The organism is Arthrobacter sp. ISL-48 (assembly GCF_018613805.1).
Classification (GTDB): Bacteria; Actinomycetota; Actinomycetes; order Actinomycetales; family Micrococcaceae; genus Arthrobacter.
The window spans coordinates 430,244-444,713 of record NZ_JAGGPL010000001.1 but is presented as its reverse complement, the minus strand read 5'-3'; the positions used below and the strand labels follow the sequence as shown (position 1 = coordinate 444,713).

At 64.1% G+C, this 14,470-nt stretch carries 13 protein-coding genes; 6 read left to right on the top strand and 7 right to left on the bottom strand.

The annotated features are described in order from the left end of the window. Positions 1-112: 112 nt before the first annotated feature. Positions 113-367 (bottom strand): hypothetical protein, encoded by a 255-nt coding sequence (locus J7E83_RS01975; RefSeq protein WP_214958729.1) that lies wholly within the window; start codon positions 365-367, stop codon positions 113-115. Between the two features lie 54 nt (positions 368-421). Continuing rightward, entirely contained in the window at positions 422-1,855 is a 1,434-nt protein-coding gene (locus J7E83_RS01970) for a flotillin family protein (protein ID WP_214958728.1), read from the bottom strand. Here J7E83_RS01970 and J7E83_RS01965 point away from each other — a divergent pair. Continuing rightward, entirely contained in the window at positions 1,794-1,973 is a 180-nt protein-coding gene (locus J7E83_RS01965) for a hypothetical protein (RefSeq protein ID WP_214958817.1), read from the top strand. The two genes, J7E83_RS01970 and J7E83_RS01965, sit on opposite strands and share 62 nt — an antisense overlap. Before the next feature lie 362 nt (positions 1,974-2,335). On the opposite strand, the gene J7E83_RS01960 is transcribed toward J7E83_RS01965, so the two are convergent. Continuing rightward, positions 2,336-2,779 (bottom strand): hypothetical protein, encoded by a 444-nt coding sequence (locus tag J7E83_RS01960; protein WP_214958727.1) that lies wholly within the window; start codon positions 2,777-2,779, stop codon positions 2,336-2,338. 491 nt (positions 2,780-3,270) lie between these two features. On the opposite strand from J7E83_RS01960, the gene J7E83_RS01955 reads away from it, so the two are divergent. After that, positions 3,271-4,068, top strand: coding sequence for a DUF2382 domain-containing protein (locus J7E83_RS01955; protein WP_214958726.1), 798 nt, complete (start codon positions 3,271-3,273; stop codon positions 4,066-4,068). A gap of 142 nt (positions 4,069-4,210) precedes the next feature. On the opposite strand, the gene J7E83_RS01950 is transcribed toward J7E83_RS01955, so the two are convergent. Further along, complete coding sequence (locus J7E83_RS01950; RefSeq protein WP_214958725.1) at positions 4,211-4,672, bottom strand: DUF4383 domain-containing protein; 462 nt, start codon at positions 4,670-4,672, stop codon at positions 4,211-4,213. Positions 4,673-4,849: 177 nt separating this feature from the next. Between J7E83_RS01950 and J7E83_RS01945 the strand changes: the two genes are divergently transcribed. Next, positions 4,850-6,160 (top strand): DUF6350 family protein, encoded by a 1,311-nt coding sequence (locus tag J7E83_RS01945; protein WP_214958724.1) that lies wholly within the window; start codon positions 4,850-4,852, stop codon positions 6,158-6,160. A 32-nt stretch (positions 6,161-6,192) separates the two neighbouring features. Here the strand turns inward: J7E83_RS01945 and J7E83_RS01940 are convergent, their stop codons facing one another. Further along, complete coding sequence (locus tag J7E83_RS01940; RefSeq protein WP_214958723.1) at positions 6,193-6,624, bottom strand: hypothetical protein; 432 nt, start codon at positions 6,622-6,624, stop codon at positions 6,193-6,195. Between the two features lie 39 nt (positions 6,625-6,663). On the opposite strand from J7E83_RS01940, the gene purN reads away from it, so the two are divergent. Further along, complete coding sequence (gene purN / locus J7E83_RS01935; RefSeq protein WP_214958722.1) at positions 6,664-7,236, top strand: phosphoribosylglycinamide formyltransferase; 573 nt, start codon at positions 6,664-6,666, stop codon at positions 7,234-7,236. 46 nt (positions 7,237-7,282) lie between these two features. Here purN and J7E83_RS01930 read toward each other — a convergent pair whose 3' ends face one another. Beyond that, complete coding sequence (locus tag J7E83_RS01930) at positions 7,283-8,635, bottom strand: MFS transporter (protein ID WP_214958721.1); 1,353 nt, start codon at positions 8,633-8,635, stop codon at positions 7,283-7,285. 153 nt (positions 8,636-8,788) lie between these two features. On the opposite strand from J7E83_RS01930, the gene purH reads away from it, so the two are divergent. Then, a complete protein-coding gene (gene purH, locus J7E83_RS01925; RefSeq protein ID WP_214958720.1) occupies positions 8,789-10,486 on the top strand; it encodes a bifunctional phosphoribosylaminoimidazolecarboxamide formyltransferase/IMP cyclohydrolase in 1,698 nt (565 codons plus the stop codon). Positions 10,487-10,732: 246 nt separating this feature from the next. Here the strand turns inward: purH and J7E83_RS01920 are convergent, their stop codons facing one another. After that, complete coding sequence (locus tag J7E83_RS01920) at positions 10,733-11,716, bottom strand: serine protease (RefSeq protein ID WP_214958719.1); 984 nt, start codon at positions 11,714-11,716, stop codon at positions 10,733-10,735. 516 nt (positions 11,717-12,232) lie between these two features. On the opposite strand from J7E83_RS01920, the gene J7E83_RS01915 reads away from it, so the two are divergent. Beyond that, the gene (locus J7E83_RS01915; protein ID WP_214958718.1) at positions 12,233-14,452 is read left to right on the top strand and encodes an NADP-dependent isocitrate dehydrogenase; all 2,220 of its coding nucleotides are present in this window, start codon (positions 12,233-12,235) and stop codon (positions 14,450-14,452) included. The last annotated feature ends 18 nt before the right edge of the window (positions 14,453-14,470 follow it).

Here is a 14,470-nt window from a genome sequence, read left to right as displayed (position 1 = left end):
CGGCTACCGTGAGCCTAGACGGGCAATCTGGGGAAAAGCAGGGAGGGCAGCGCCCGCCTGCACATGCTGGTTGATCGAGGGAAACCGATCCAAGGGCGTGCCAGGGCTGGCGTCAGCGGGAGCTGCCCTCGCGGTGCTGCAGCACCTCCGGCAGTTCATCCACATAAACGGTTTGGGGCGGCTCAAAGAAGATAACCAGCACTTCCTCACCCACAGCGAACACGCTTGTCTTGTCGAACGGGTGGGCGTGGAAAGCGCTGGTCCCGCCCAGGTAGGGCAGCATCACTTCGCCGATGGTGCCGGGACCGATGCGGCCCGTCACGCGCCCGATCTTGCCGGTCAGGCTTCGGTCGACGTCCCTATGCATCCGAGTCCCTATGCATGCAGGCCGTGTGCATCGGCGTTTTTAGGCATGCCAGTCTCAGGCCTCTGGAGCTTTCGGTGGGCGCTTCGCTTCCCTGCCGTTCTTCAGCGCGGAGGCGAGGGTCGGCAGGTAGTCGCCCGCCTGCGCCAGGATTCCGCCGAGCATCTGGTTCACGCCGTCGCCGCCGTTCAGCACGGTCATCTGGCCCACGTGGGAGAACGGCTCTGCGGCAGCGGCGATAATGGCCGGCATGTTCTCGGCCAGCTGCTGCGAAATGACCGCGTCCTGGTTGGTCCCCAGGGCTTCCGCCCGCGCCTTGATGCCATCCGCTTCGGCCAGGGCCTTGGCCTTGATGGCGGATGCCGCTGCATCACCCTTGGCCCTGGTGGCTGCGGCTTCCGCCTCGCCTGTGACTTTGGTGGCTCCGGCAGCGGCTGCCGCAGCGGTGGCATTCGCCTGGGCCTGCAGTTCCGTCCGCCGGGCGTTGGCCTGGGCTTCAAGTTCTGTGCGGCGCGCCAGGGCCTCGGCGGCACTGATGTCGGCAGCCTTCTGGCCTTCGGCATCGGTGCGTTTGGCGTAGGCCTTGGCATCGGCAGGCTTCCGCACGGTGGTCTGGAGTTTCTGCTCCTCGCGGTCAGCCTCAAGCTTGGCCACTTCCGTTTCCTGGACCACCACTTGCTGGCGTGCTGTTGCATCGGCCAGCGGACCGGCCTGGGCGGCATTCGCCTTAGCCCTTTCGGCGTTGGCCTGTGCCACGGACTGCCTGATAGCCGAGACGCTCTGGGCGTCGGCGATGAGCGCCGCGGCCTCCGCCTCCTTCTCCGCGGCCTCCCGGTTCCTCGTGGCCTCGGCGATGCGGGCCTCCATCTTCACCTGGGCGATATGGGGCTTGGCGATGTTCTGGATGTACCCTGTGGGATCCTGCAGGTCCTTGATCTGGAGCGAATCCACCACGAGGCCAAGCTTCTCCATTTCGACGCCGCTGGCGCCACGGACCTGCGAAGCCAGCTTGTCCCGCTCGCGGATGATTTCTTCCATGGTCATACTGCCGATGATGGACCGCAGGTGCCCCTCGAAGACGTTGTACACCTGGCTTTCCATTTTGGGCTGCTGGCCGAGAAAGCGCCTGGCCGCATTTGCAATAAAGGGCGGAGCATCACCAATTTTGTAGATCACCACGCCTTCCACAATCACCTGGATGCCCTGTGATGTCACACACGAGACTTTGAGCTCCGTTTCGTTCAGCGTGAGCGACAGCGTCCGGACAGTCTGGAGCCCTGGGAAAACCAGGGCACCCTTGCCCGTGACGATTTTGAAGTCCATGCCTTCGCGGGTTTCCAGGGATCCGCGCGTCAGACCGGAAATGATGAGTGCCTCATTTGGCTCGGCCACTTTCCACGTCAGTCTTACCGCCACCCAAATAAAGGCAATGACGGCAATTGCCCCGATTATCACGGCAATGAACGGGAAGAAAGCTGAGAAGTCCGGCATGACCAAGCCCTTTCAAGGTTATGGAACAGGCATCGCGGCCACACCCCAATTAATGCAGCTGTTCAATCCCTGCCGGCTTGAACGCGGAATTTCCGCCCCGTCGGGCCAGCTGCTGTAGTCAGTCTGATTGGCTCCCTCCAAAGAGTCCAGAGTCTGGGCGATATTTGCCTGTGGCAACGGTATTGACACCCGACGGTGGCACGCATTGCATAGCCGTGGACGGAGCCGTCCCAAAGCCACCTCAGGGTTGGGCGGGGAGGGCGGTGGAATACCACCACAGCCCTCCCCGCCAACTAAATCCGGCGCCCCTTAGCGGACCCCCCGCACGGGGTCGGGCCAGTTGCCCACGCAAGAGGTGGGGGCACGGTGTAACTCATCGATTTTGAGGGACATGGCTGTTTCTCCTGGCTGAATGCTGCGTCCATACGCCGGCGGCGCACGGTAGTCATGGCCTGCCTCAAAAGGGCAGGGGCGACCTGTTCAGTCGGGAGAAGACCCGGGATCGAAGGAGGGGCCGGCGGGAAGTGCCGCTATCAACGGCGGGATGATTGCACCGGTGGTGGCCGGGAGTCCTGGCCAGAGTTCGGCAATATCCCCGGACCCGGATCCGCCGGAGGATACGGAATGGCCATGCCCTGCATGGGCGGGCAGCGCCGAAATGCGGGGGGAGTCTTGCGGAGCCGGTACGTCGAAAGGCACGGACGGCCCACGCATTGCTGCGGGACGGGCGCCAGAGCCGGGCAGATCACGGGCGGGAGCGAAGCCGAACCTCGAGTCGGAGCCTGGGGCACCGGCGTCGTCGGTCGGCAGTGGGACACCTGCAACGAAGGCGGCCAGCGTGCCCTGCCCGGGGTCCAAAGCTGGCCCCAGGGCTGAATCGCCTTCGGGCGCCACGTCCGACGCCAGTACGCTGGGTGCCGCCATCGGCACAGAGCCAGGTGCCGGCGTCGGAAGCGGTGGAAGCCCGGGGAGTGGGACAGACCGAGCATATGGGGACGAAGCCGCAGGCTGCAGGAGAGCACCGGTGTCCAGTGCAGGAACGGCAGCCTGAGCTGTTGCGGCGCCCCAGATAAGCCAGGCGAAAACCGTCATGAGCGCCAGCAACACAGGGCGGGCGGGAAGAAGGCACGGTTTCAGCAGTCCTGCTCCCATCCTGTGCACACCCCTTCGCCGATGGGACATCACGGTACGCCTGGCGTTCCTGTTCGTCCAGAGTCAGTTCTCGCCAACCCTCACCGGGCGACAAGAGAATCACCCTTCTCTTTAATGCTAAGCAACCTTAGTATGTAGAGGCAGCTATAGCGGAACCTCAAGAAAATGGGGCGGTTGCCGACGTGCCGGAGGAGATTTTCCGGCAGCACGGTCGCATCCACCGCTAGCCCAGCCCAGCGCAAAGGCGCATCAAGGGAGAAGCCATGCTCAACAGGGAAAACATTGAAGGCGTGCTCAACAGAAGCGGAAATGTCATTGGATTGGATGGCGAGAAGATCGGCTCCATCGGCCAGCTGTACGCCGACGATGACACCGGCGAGCCCACTTGGATAACTGTCAAGACCGGACTGTTCGGAGCCTCGCAATCCTTCGTTCCGGTCGAGGCAGCCCGGATAGAAGGCGACGACCTGGTGGTTCCGTACACCAAGGACTTCGTCAAGGATGGCCCTCGGGTGGACGCGGACGGGCATCTGGAGCCGGAGGAAGAGGACCGCCTGTACGCCCACTACGAGAGCGAAGGAAGCCGGACGTACTCCGAGGCACGGACCGACGCCGGTTACCAGGAGGACGCGGGCGGACGTGCGGCTGCGGGAGCAGCAGGACGGGACACTTCGGGCCCCACCACCGATGACGCCATGACCCGCTCAGAGGAACGCCTGAATGTGGGCACCGAGCGGCAGGCCATGGCACGTGTGCGGTTGCGCAAGTACGTCACCACAGAGAACGTCCAGCAGACTGTGCCGGTGCAGCGGGAGGAAGTCCGCTTGGAGCGCGAGCCCATCACCGACGAGAACCGCGGGGCAGCAATGGCCGGGCCAGATCTCAGCGACGAGGAGCACGAGGTGGTTCTCCACGAGGAGCGCCCTGTTGTCGACAAGGAAACCGTGCCTGTGGAGCGTGTACGCCTGGACAAGGACACCGTCGCGGATGACGTCACCATTAATGAGGAAGTCCGCAAGGAACGCATCGAAACGGACGGTATCGACGACACCCGGCGCTAGCAGTTGAAAGCCCCGGCACGAAAAAGCCGGTGCAGCTGTTCGCGGGATCGCGTCAACTGCACCAGCCAGTAGGACGAATATTCAGAACTTATGTATCTTTCCTCATTCGCGGCTCCTATTTCCCGGCGTGTTATGTCCGGGTTTATTCCCTCTCGCCGGCCATGTTCCGTGAAAACAGCCAGCCAGCAGCAATCATCAGGACACCCAGCACGAGGTGGGTCCAGTTGTCCGTCATGTTCAGCGACAGGAAATTGGCCGCCGAATCAACTCCGACACTGAGCCCGAAAATGCTGAGGATGATGTACAGCGCCCCGGCGCCCATGAGGTAGTTTCGTGCGCCATGTTCGGTGCGGGACATGGCCCAGCCGGTTGCGCCGATGGCCAGCTGCACAATATTCAGCAGCATGCACACCTGGAACAAGCCAAGGAACATGGCGTGGGAATCAGGCCCAAGGAACATCAATTCGCTGTAGCGGGTGGTGATGCCGGGGACAAAGCCCAGGACACCCACCACCATCAAGACAATTCCCACACCCATGCCAGCGTTCTGAACGTCTGCACGCCCGAAGTGAACGCCGTGTGCATGTGGGGACGCGGTAGTCATTTTCTGCCTCCAACCACTGATTACGGACATTCCAATTTTACGGCGGACGTGTGGAAAAAGCGCCGGGGTGGGGCGCTGGGCACCGCGCCATTCGCGGCGACGGATGATCAGTCTCCCGGGCCCATTGAGCCTGTCGCGGACAGGGTAGAGGGCCCGGCCGTGACACCATGGAAAGCGATGAAACTGCGCGCTGATCAGACCGGAGACCGTGGCCTTCCCATGCCCTTGTGGTTGCAGGGGGCGCTGGAAACGGCACAGGCAGCCATCATTTCCGCGTTGGTGGTAATGGCTCCCATCGCGGCGGTGTGGGCAACGGCTGGCTTCCAGAATTCCGCCTTCGACGTCCTGGCACGCCTCGCAGGTCAGGCGTGGCTGCTGATCCACGGTGTGCCGCTGCAATTGGCCGCCGCCGGATCCGGAGCGGCGGGCAGCGCGGGGTCGGCCATACTGACGCTGACTCCGCTGGGACTCACCCTCATCCCGTTCCTGCTCGCCTGGCGAGCTGGCCGACGGCTTGCGCGCGCCTCCTACACCGACCAGCTATGGCAGGCGCTCCTGGGGTCCTGGGTTGTCTACGCCGCCTTTGGGGCGGCCACCGGCTTCGTATGCCGCACGGCCGACGTCGTGATCAATCTCTGGTACGCCATGCTCATACCGCTGATCCCGTTTGCCCTCGGCATGGTGACGGGCGCCCGGCGCGAGGCAGGCTCCTGGAGCCGGCTCATCGGCGTGGACGCTGTGGCCTGGATCGCCCGCACCAGCCAGCACTCGCGTTGGGCCGGATCGTACCTCGCCTCCGCCGCGAAGGCCGGTTTTGTGGCTGTGATGTCCGCGCTGGCGCTGTCCTGCGTGCTGCTGGCGGTGGACTTTTTCATCCACTGGAACCTGGTGATCGCCGTCTATGAAGCGCTCGACGCCGGTGCTGTGGGAGGTGCTGCCCTCACCATCGCACAGCTGGGCTTCCTCCCCAACCTCGCCGTGTTTGCCCTGGCCTGGGTTTCCGGGGCCGGGTTCCACCTTGGTGTGGGTTCACAGGTGGGCCCGCTGGGCACCGCCACCGGGCCGCTGCCGTCCATCCCCGTCTTCGCGGCCATCCCCCCAGGGTCACTGGACTACGGTTTCGTGGCACTCGTGGTCCCGGTCCTGGCCGGCGTGCTGGCGGGGTGGTGGTTCCTGCGCGAAGGGGAAAACCATTTCGACGAATGGCTCGCCATCAAGATACCCGCCCGCTGGTTTACGGCCCCGGCATCAACGCTGGCGTTGGGTGTGCTGGCGGGCATCGCCGCCGGCCTGTTGGCTGCGGGTCTGGCGTGGGTTGCCCGCGGCTCGGCCGGGCTCGGCCGCCTCACTGACATCGGTCCTGACCCTTTGTGGACGGCCGTATGGGTGGCCGCGGAAGTGGGCATCGGCGTCGTGATCGGTTACGCCGCCGGGCCCTGGCTGGAACGCCAGCCGCAGGTGGAGGAGGAAGTGGAACTGGCGCGCTAGCGCGGCGTCATTCTGCGCAAAATCACACCGGATCAGCGCAGTTGCATCGGCACGGACTTCTCCAGCTGGATACGGCACTGGGACATGCCCTGGTCCGTCAGGGCCACTCGCGTACAATCCTGGAAATCACGGAACTCGTTGAAGAACGCCGAAACTGCCAGGATCACCAGCACCATGACGAGCGAAACCACCAGCCCAGAAATAGTGCCGAAGAGGACCATCCTGGATTCTTTCAGCTGCGCGGCCCTGATCAGCAGCAGGATGCCCAGGACAAAGCTCGCGGTGGTCAGGATAGCCGTCAGCCAGAGGTAATTGAGGTCCAGCTGGAGGACGAAAAACGAGCCCAGCACGGTGAGAACGAAGATCCTGAACAGATTGTGTGTGGTGCTCAGGGAGCTCTTGGCTGCTTCGCTGAGCGGCGTATCAGTCCGCTGCTGCCCAGCAGGCCCCGGTGTGGTGTTCATGTTTTCCAGCCTACGCGAGCCTGACCCTAAGCTAGACCCATGCGCATCGTAGTCCTCGTTTCCGGTACCGGCTCCAATCTCCAGGCAGTCATCGACGCCGTGAAGGAAAGGGAGCTGGACGTGGAGATCACTGCCGTGGGCGCGGACCGGCCGGGCACCTACGGGCTCGAGCGGTCCGCCGCAGCAGGCATCCCCACGTTTGTGGTGGACTTCAAGGCGTACACCAACCGCGCTGAGTGGAATGCCGCCCTGACCGAGGCCGTGGCGGCGTTTGAGCCGGACCTTGTGGTGTCCTCGGGGTTCATGCGGATTGTCAGCCCAGAGTTCATCAACGCGTTCAACGGCAAATACATCAACACCCACCCCGCCCTGCTGCCCGCCTTCCCTGGTGCCCACGGAGTGCGGGACGCCTTGGACTACGGCGTCAAGGTCACGGGGTGCACGGTGCACTGGGCGGACGCCGGTGTGGACACGGGTCCAATCATCGCCCAGGAAGCCGTGGCCATCGAGGACTCGGACACCGAGGAATCCCTGCACGAACGCATCAAGGCGGTAGAGCGACGCCTTCTGGTCTCCACCCTGGCATCCCTCGCTGCTGCCTCGCACTCCTAGCCCACGCTCCCGCCCCTCCGGTCTGCCCCCGCCCGCCTCCAACCTGCTACTCGAGACGGCGCTGCTTGGTCTCCGGGGAGAACAGGGCCATCCAGAGCACGGACACCAGGACCAGCCCGCCGGCGAGGGCAAAGGACGTGGCGAGACCCAGCTCCGGCCAGAAGTAGCTGGCAAAGATGAGCGGGCCGAAGCCGGCCCCCAGCCGCGAAAACGTCGAGGCCCAGCCGAAGCCGGTACCGCGCAGCTCGGTGGGATAGAGCTCGGACACGTAGGCGTAGAGCACGGGGATGGCCACCTGCACCACAAAGCCGAACACCAGGAGCCAGAACACGGCAGCCGTGGGAATGTCCACCACAAAGGCCACGATCACCAGCGTCAGGGCGGACAGCGGACCAGTGATGGCAAGGATCCATTTGCGGCCCACCCGTTCCACCAGCAGCGCCGCCACGATCACGCCCAGCAGGCCGACGGCGGCCATCGACGCGGTGGTTACGAACGCCTTGTATTCAGCGAACCCGGCGCCGATGAGGATCCTCGGCATCCAGGTCAGTGACAGGTAGTACACCAGCAGGATGCTGAAGAACAGTAACCAGGCCGCCGTGGTGATCTTCCAGTTGTACTGCCACACCAGGCGCAGCTGCTGCCAGGCGCTGCCGGCTGACAGGCGTGGGACGGTCTGCGCGTCGGGCAGGCTGTACGCCCGGGGCTCGGCGCCGGTGGCCGTCACCAGGTCATCGATGACCTTTGCGGCTTCCTCTCGCCTGCCCTTCCGGATGAGGAAGAGCGGGGATTCGGGCACGCTGCGGCGGATCCAGAACACCAGGAGCGCGGGCAGCACCATCACCAGCATGGTCAGCCGCCAGTCGGCGAACGCTGCCACAAGTGCGGCGGAGACAAAACCGCACAGCGCAGCACCGACGGGCCACCAGCCGTCCATGGCAGTGAGGACCCTGCCCCGCTGCTTCCGCGGGGTGAACTCGCCCACCAGGGCGTAGTCCACGGGAATACAGCCCCCCAAACCGAAGCCGGCCATGAAGCGGAACACGCAGAACCAGATGAAGTCGGGAGAGAACGCGCCCAGGACGGTGAAGAGGGAGAAGATCAGCAACGTGGCCGTGAACGCTTTCTTGCGCCCGATAGTGTCCGCGATGGTACCCCAGGCAAACGCGCCCAAGGCCATGCCGATCAGGTTTGCGGTGCCGATCCAGCCCGCCTCGCCCGGGGTAAGGGCCCAGTGCGTGGAGAGCAGGGGGATCAGGATGCCGTTGAGTGTCACGTCCCAGGCATCGAACATGAAGCCCAGGCCTCCGATCACAAAGATCCTGCCCTGGACTTTCCAGCGCCATGGCAGTTCCTGGACCACCTGTTCGCCGCTGGGCACAGTGGTATATGTGTTCATCTCAGCCTCCTGCCAAAAACTCTAGCCTTGCCGGAAGGGCGTTCACACTCCGGCCTGTAGACAGCCCGCTGGAGGATCAGCCCCGCCAACACGATAAACTGGCCGTATCCCCACCAACCGCGGCTTGAACCGCGCGATAAGACGGAGACTTTTGTGAGCTTCACGCAGCTTGACCGTGTATCCATAGACCGTGTTCCCATCCGCCGGGCGTTGATCTCGGTTTACGATAAGACCGGTCTGGAGGAGCTCGCCAAGGGCCTGCACGAAGCCGGTGTGAAGATTGTTTCCACCGGCTCCACGGCCAAGAAGATCGCCGAGGCCGGCATCCCGGTCCAGGAAGTCGAGGAAGTCACCGGCTCCCCGGAAATGCTGGACGGACGCGTGAAAACCCTCCACCCCCGCGTCCACGGCGGCATCCTGGCTGACCGCCGCGTCCCGGCGCATATGGAAACCCTTGCCGACATGGACATCGAGACCTTCGACCTTGTGGTGGTGAACCTTTACCCGTTCGTCGAGACCGTGAAGTCCGGCGCCGGGCAGGACGACGTCGTCGAGCAGATCGACATCGGCGGCCCCGCCATGGTGCGCTCGGCTGCGAAGAATCACGCCGCCGTCACCATCGTTGTTGACCCGGCCTTCTACGGCGAGGTGGTCACGGCGGCTGCCGAAGGCGGCTTTGACCTGAAGACCCGACGCCGGCTGGCCGCCAAGGCGTTTGCCCATACCGCCACGTATGACAACGCCGTGGCCACTTGGACGGCGAGTGAGTTCCTCGACGAAGACGGCGACGGCGTGATTGACTGGCCAGCCTACGCCGGCCTGGCGCTGGAACGCTCGGAGGTCCTCCGTTACGGCGAAAACCCGCACCAGCAGGCCGCGCTCTACGTAGACAAGGCAGCCCCCGCGGGTATCGCGCAGGCGGACCAGCTGCACGGCAAGGCCATGAGCTACAACAACTTCGTTGACGCAGACGCCGCCCTCCGCGCGGCCTACGACTTCTCCGGCCCTGCCGTTGCCGTGGTCAAGCACGCCAACCCGTGCGGGATCGCAGTGGGTTCAGCGGACGCCGCGGACCCGATCGCCGACGCCCACGCCAAAGCCCATGCCTGCGACCCTGTCTCCGCGTACGGCGGAGTCATCGCGGCCAACCGCACGGTCACTGCTGGCATGGCCCGGACCGTGGCGAACATTTTCACCGAGGTGGTCATTGCCCCCGGATTCGAGCCCGAGGCCGTGGAGATCCTGTCCAAGAAAAAGAACATCCGGCTGCTGGCCCTGCCCGAAGGCTACGACCGCTACCCGGCTGAAATCCGCCAGGTCTCCGGCGGCGTGCTGGTGCAGACAACGGACAAGGTGGACGCCGACGGCGACAACCCGGCCAACTGGACCCTTGCCGCCGGCGAAGCCGCTGACGAAGCCACACTGGCTGACCTCGCTTTTGCGTGGACCGCCTGCCGTGCCGCCAAGTCCAACGCCATCCTGCTGGCCTCCGAGGGCGCAGCAGTGGGGATCGGCATGGGACAGGTGAACCGGCTCGATTCCTGCCGCCTGGCGGTGGAGCGGGCCAACACGCTGGGTGTTACCGTAACGTCCGATGATGCTGTTGGGGGCGATGCCCCAGGCGGTGCTACCGGCGCTGACCCGAGCGATGCGCCGGAGCGTGCCAGCGGCGCCGTGGCAGCCTCCGATGCGTTCTTCCCGTTCGCTGACGGCCTCCAGATCCTGATCGACGCCGGAGTCCGCGCGGTGGTCCAGCCCGGCGGCTCTGTGCGGGATGAGGAAGTCATCGCCGCAGCCAACGCGGTGGGCGTCACCATGTATTTCACTGGTTCCCGCCACTTCTTCCACTAGGCGGTTAAACGTCGACGGCGTCTGTCCCCTGAGGGGAGAGACGCCGTCGGGCTTTAACGTGCTACCTATGACTCAGCTGCTTGATTGTCCGCGCCCCGCTGCTTGAGACGCGGACCCTCCTCCGGAAACCGAAGCTCCCGGGGCCTGGCGTCTGCCATGCGCTGGTGAGTCCAGTACTCGAGGATCTCATCGTGCGTCCGGGCAAGGTCGCTGTGGCTGACGGATTCCTCGCCGTGCGAGGGCTCCTTAGGATGCCGCGGCACTTGAGTAGGTCTGCTGGATGACCAACCCCCAGTAGGGGCCATACATTACAGATGACCCGCTGTAGCCGTAGCTGTTGATGGAGTTCTGGAGGCCGTTCGAACCGCTCGTTTCCGGGGTGCTGCCCTGGATGAGCCATGGGCCGCCGGATGATCCGCCGGTCATGTCGCACCGGATGCCCTGGGTGTTGAACTGCGGGTTGTTCGTATCGTTGGTGGCTGTGCCTGTGCAGCTTTTGAGGCTTTCGCCGTTGAAGGGCGACGCCGCGGGGTAGCCAAAGGACTTGTAGGCCAGGCCGCGCGGGGCGTTGAACTGCACTCCGGATTCGTTGACGACGTCGGAGAGGTACTTCCCGTTCAGCTGGTTCATCACCGCAAAGCCGGTGTCATACTGCATGTCACCGTTCGAACTCCACTGCGTGGGTGCGTACAGGGCTCTGGCGGTCCACTTGCCGTAGGGCGCAGTGCCATTGAGGTAAGCAGGTACAAATGCGAAGTTGGTGGCGAAGGCGCCCGGCCCCTCATTGACACAGTGGCCTGCGGTGGTAACCGTACTCTTGTTGGTTGACGTCACGGCGTTGCCGGAGCAGACGTAGTTCACCCCGGCCAGGGTGAAGAATACTTTGCCAATGTGGTCCACCGGGGACTCGCTAACGGCAATGGTGGGCTTGGCCTTCGAAGCCGTGACCTTGGTGTTGGAGCCCCTCTCCACTGGGGCGGCGCTTGTGGTTCTGTCACGTCCAAGGGCTTTTCCGGCCAGGACATCACCGGGGATGGCATTGAGCATGCGATCAGCGGTCCAGTAGTCTGCGACCCCGGAGCTGTCCACGGTGACGCTCGTCACTGAGGGGACCTTATGGTCGTCCGGTCCTGCAGGGGCAGCCGTGGCTCCACCAGCGGCACCAAGTGCCAGAAGGGCTGCTGCCGAGAGGCTCAAAAGGCTGGCAGCCAGAGACCTGGTACGTGTCATCGTTGTCCTGTCTAAACGGGTTGGGGAGGGCTCCTGGGCCCGCATGGTGACCCCTAGAATTTATCCGGATATGACAGCTTTGTAAATAGGAGTGACCACTCATGTAGGGGCCCGCGGGCGGGTCCAGCCGAGGCATTCTGGGGCGGAACAGTGGGCCCTTTGCTGCAGCCGCTCCGAGGAGAGTGACGTGGATCCTGTCCACGCGTTCACCGATACGTCACAACTGCGCCGCCAGGACCCCAAATACGTCCAGGTATGGCCCAGTGATATTCCCCACAAGCGCCGCTGACTGAGCAAGTAACGTCGCCGGCCATTTCTCCGGAGGCAAAGCCCGACGGCGGCTGGCCGCCCTGAGGTGGGCACCGCCGTCGGGCGCGCTCTGCTGTAATCGGGCGGTAACGCAAGGGAGTCCAGGCATTTTGGGTAGGGTCCGGAGCCTCGTCCTCAGGTAAGTTAGACGTGGTGAAATAAGACCGGATTTCCAAAATAAGCCGACCTCCAGGGAGACGCCCGCGCATGTCCAAGATTATCTATACCCACACCGACGAAGCGCCGATGCTGGCTACCTATTCGTTCTTGCCGATCATCGAGGCTTTTGCTTCGACCGCAGGTGTGGAGGTAGAGACCCGTGACATCTCGCTCGCCGGCCGCATCATCGCAGTGTTTGGTGACTACCTCACGCCCGAGCAGCAGATCGGTGACGCCCTTTCTGAACTGGGTGAACTGGCAAAGACGCCCGAAGCCAACGTCATCAAGCTTCCCAACATCAGCGCGTCCATCCCGCAGTTGAAGGCGGCCATCGCCGAACTGCAGAGCAAGGGCTACAGCCTGCCGGATTACCCGGACAACCCCTCCTCCGACGAGGAAACGGCCGTCCGTTCCCGCTACGACAAAATCAAGGGTTCCGCGGTGAACCCGGTCCTTCGTGAAGGAAACTCGGACCGCCGTGCGCCGCTGTCGGTCAAGAACTACGCGCGCCAGAACCCGCACTCCATGGGCGCCTGGACCCCGGACTCCAAGACCAACGTGGCCACCATGGGTAAGGACGACTTCCGCTCCAACGAGAAGTCAGTGGTCATCGAGTCAGAGGGCACCATCGCCATACAGTTGGTCCGCGAAGACGGTTCCGTGAAGGTCCTGAAGAAGGCCTTCCCCGTCCTGGCCGGCGAAGTCATCGACGGCACCGTGATGCGCGCCGCAGCCCTGGACGAGTTCCTGGCAGCCCAGGTTGCGCGCGCTAAAGAGGAAGGCGTCCTTTTCTCCGCCCACCTCAAGGCCACCATGATGAAGGTCTCGGACCCCATCATCTTCGGCCACGTGGTGAAGGCCTACTTCACTGAGCTGTTCGAGACCTACGGCAAGCAGCTCGCCGCCGCCGGCCTCAGCCCCAACAACGGCCTTGCCGCCATCTTGAGCGGCCTCGAGGACCTGCCGGAGGATGTACGCGAAGGCGTGCAGGCTCTCATCAAGAAGGGCCTCGAAGACGGTCCGGCCCTGGCCATGGTCGACTCGGACAAGGGCATCACCACCCTGAACGTGCCCAGCGACGTCATCGTGGATGCCTCGATGCCGGCCATGATCCGCAGCTCCGGCCACATGTGGGGACCGGACGGCGAGGAAGCCGACACCCTGGCAGTCCTTCCGGACAGCTCCTACGCCGGCATCTACCAGGTCGTCATTGATGACTGCCGCGCCAACGGCGCCTACGACCCCACCACCATGGGAACGGTCCCCAACGTAGGGCTCATGGCACAGGCCGCAGAGGAGTACGGCAGCCACGACAAGACCTTCGAGATCCAGGAACCCGGAACGGTGCAGATCGTTGACGGCTCAGGTGCTGTGTTGGTCGAACACGAGGTAGCACCGGGCGACATCTGGCGCGCCTGCCAGACCAAGGACCTCCCCATCCGGGACTGGGTAAAGCTGGCCGTCACACGCGCCCGGGCCTCGCAGATGCCGGCCGTGTTCTGGCTGGACGAGGACCGCGCCCACGATGCCACGCTGATCGGCAAGGTCAAGGAGTACCTCAAGGAGCACGACACCGAGGGACTGCAGATCGAGATCATGTCCCCGGTCAAAGCGATCGCGTTCACCCTGGAGCGCATCCGCAAGGGCGAGGACACTATCTCGGTCTCGGGCAACGTGCTGCGCGACTACCTCACGGACTTGTTCCCCATCCTGGAGCTGGGCACCAGCGCCAAAATGCTGTCTGTTGTTCCGCTGATGAACGGCGGCGGACTCTTCGAGACCGGTGCCGGGGGATCCGCACCCAAGCACGTCCAGCAGCTGCTCAAGGAAAACCACCTCCGCTGGGACAGCTTGGGTGAATTCCTGGCCCTGGCCGTGAGCTTCGAGCACCTCGCCACCACCACGGGCAACGCCCGCGCCCAGGTCCTGGCGGACACCCTGGACCGGGCCACAGGTACTTTCCTGCTGGAGAACAAATCACCGAGCCGCCGCGCCGGCGAACTGGACAACCGCGGCAGCCACTACTTCCTGGCCCGCTACTGGGCGGAGGAGCTGGCCAAGCAGTCCGGGGACGCGGAGCTCGCAGCGTCATTCTCAGCGGTGGCCGAGGCGCTGGCGTCCAACGAGGGAACCATTGTGGATGAACTGGCTGCAGTCCAGGGCTCTCCGGTGGACGTCGGAGGCTACTACCGCCCGGATGATTCCAAGGCCTCCGCGGTGATGCGTCCCTCCGCCACACTGAACAAGGTCATTGGGACCCTGAGCTAGGGGTTCACGGCTGGCCGC

Coding starts and splice junctions, on each gene's coding strand:
- J7E83_RS01960 (WP_214958727.1), bottom strand. CDS start 2,779: ATGGCGGCACCCAGCGTACTGGCGTCGGACGTGGCGCCCGAAGGCGAT.
- J7E83_RS01970 (WP_214958728.1), bottom strand. CDS start 1,855: ATGCCGGACTTCTCAGCTTTCTTCCCGTTCATTGCCGTGATAATCGGG.
- J7E83_RS01955 (WP_214958726.1), top strand. CDS start 3,271: ATGCTCAACAGGGAAAACATTGAAGGCGTGCTCAACAGAAGCGGAAAT.
- J7E83_RS01945 (WP_214958724.1), top strand. CDS start 4,850: ATGAAACTGCGCGCTGATCAGACCGGAGACCGTGGCCTTCCCATGCCC.
- J7E83_RS01950 (WP_214958725.1), bottom strand. CDS start 4,672: ATGACTACCGCGTCCCCACATGCACACGGCGTTCACTTCGGGCGTGCA.
- J7E83_RS01965 (WP_214958817.1), top strand. CDS start 1,794: ATGACGGCAATTGCCCCGATTATCACGGCAATGAACGGGAAGAAAGCT.
- J7E83_RS01975 (WP_214958729.1), bottom strand. CDS start 367: ATGCATAGGGACGTCGACCGAAGCCTGACCGGCAAGATCGGGCGCGTG.
- J7E83_RS01940 (WP_214958723.1), bottom strand. CDS start 6,624: ATGAACACCACACCGGGGCCTGCTGGGCAGCAGCGGACTGATACGCCG.
- J7E83_RS01920 (WP_214958719.1), bottom strand. CDS start 11,716: ATGACACGTACCAGGTCTCTGGCTGCCAGCCTTTTGAGCCTCTCGGCA.
- purN (WP_214958722.1), top strand. CDS start 6,664: ATGCGCATCGTAGTCCTCGTTTCCGGTACCGGCTCCAATCTCCAGGCA.
- J7E83_RS01930 (WP_214958721.1), bottom strand. CDS start 8,635: ATGAACACATATACCACTGTGCCCAGCGGCGAACAGGTGGTCCAGGAA.
- J7E83_RS01915 (WP_214958718.1), top strand. CDS start 12,233: ATGTCCAAGATTATCTATACCCACACCGACGAAGCGCCGATGCTGGCT.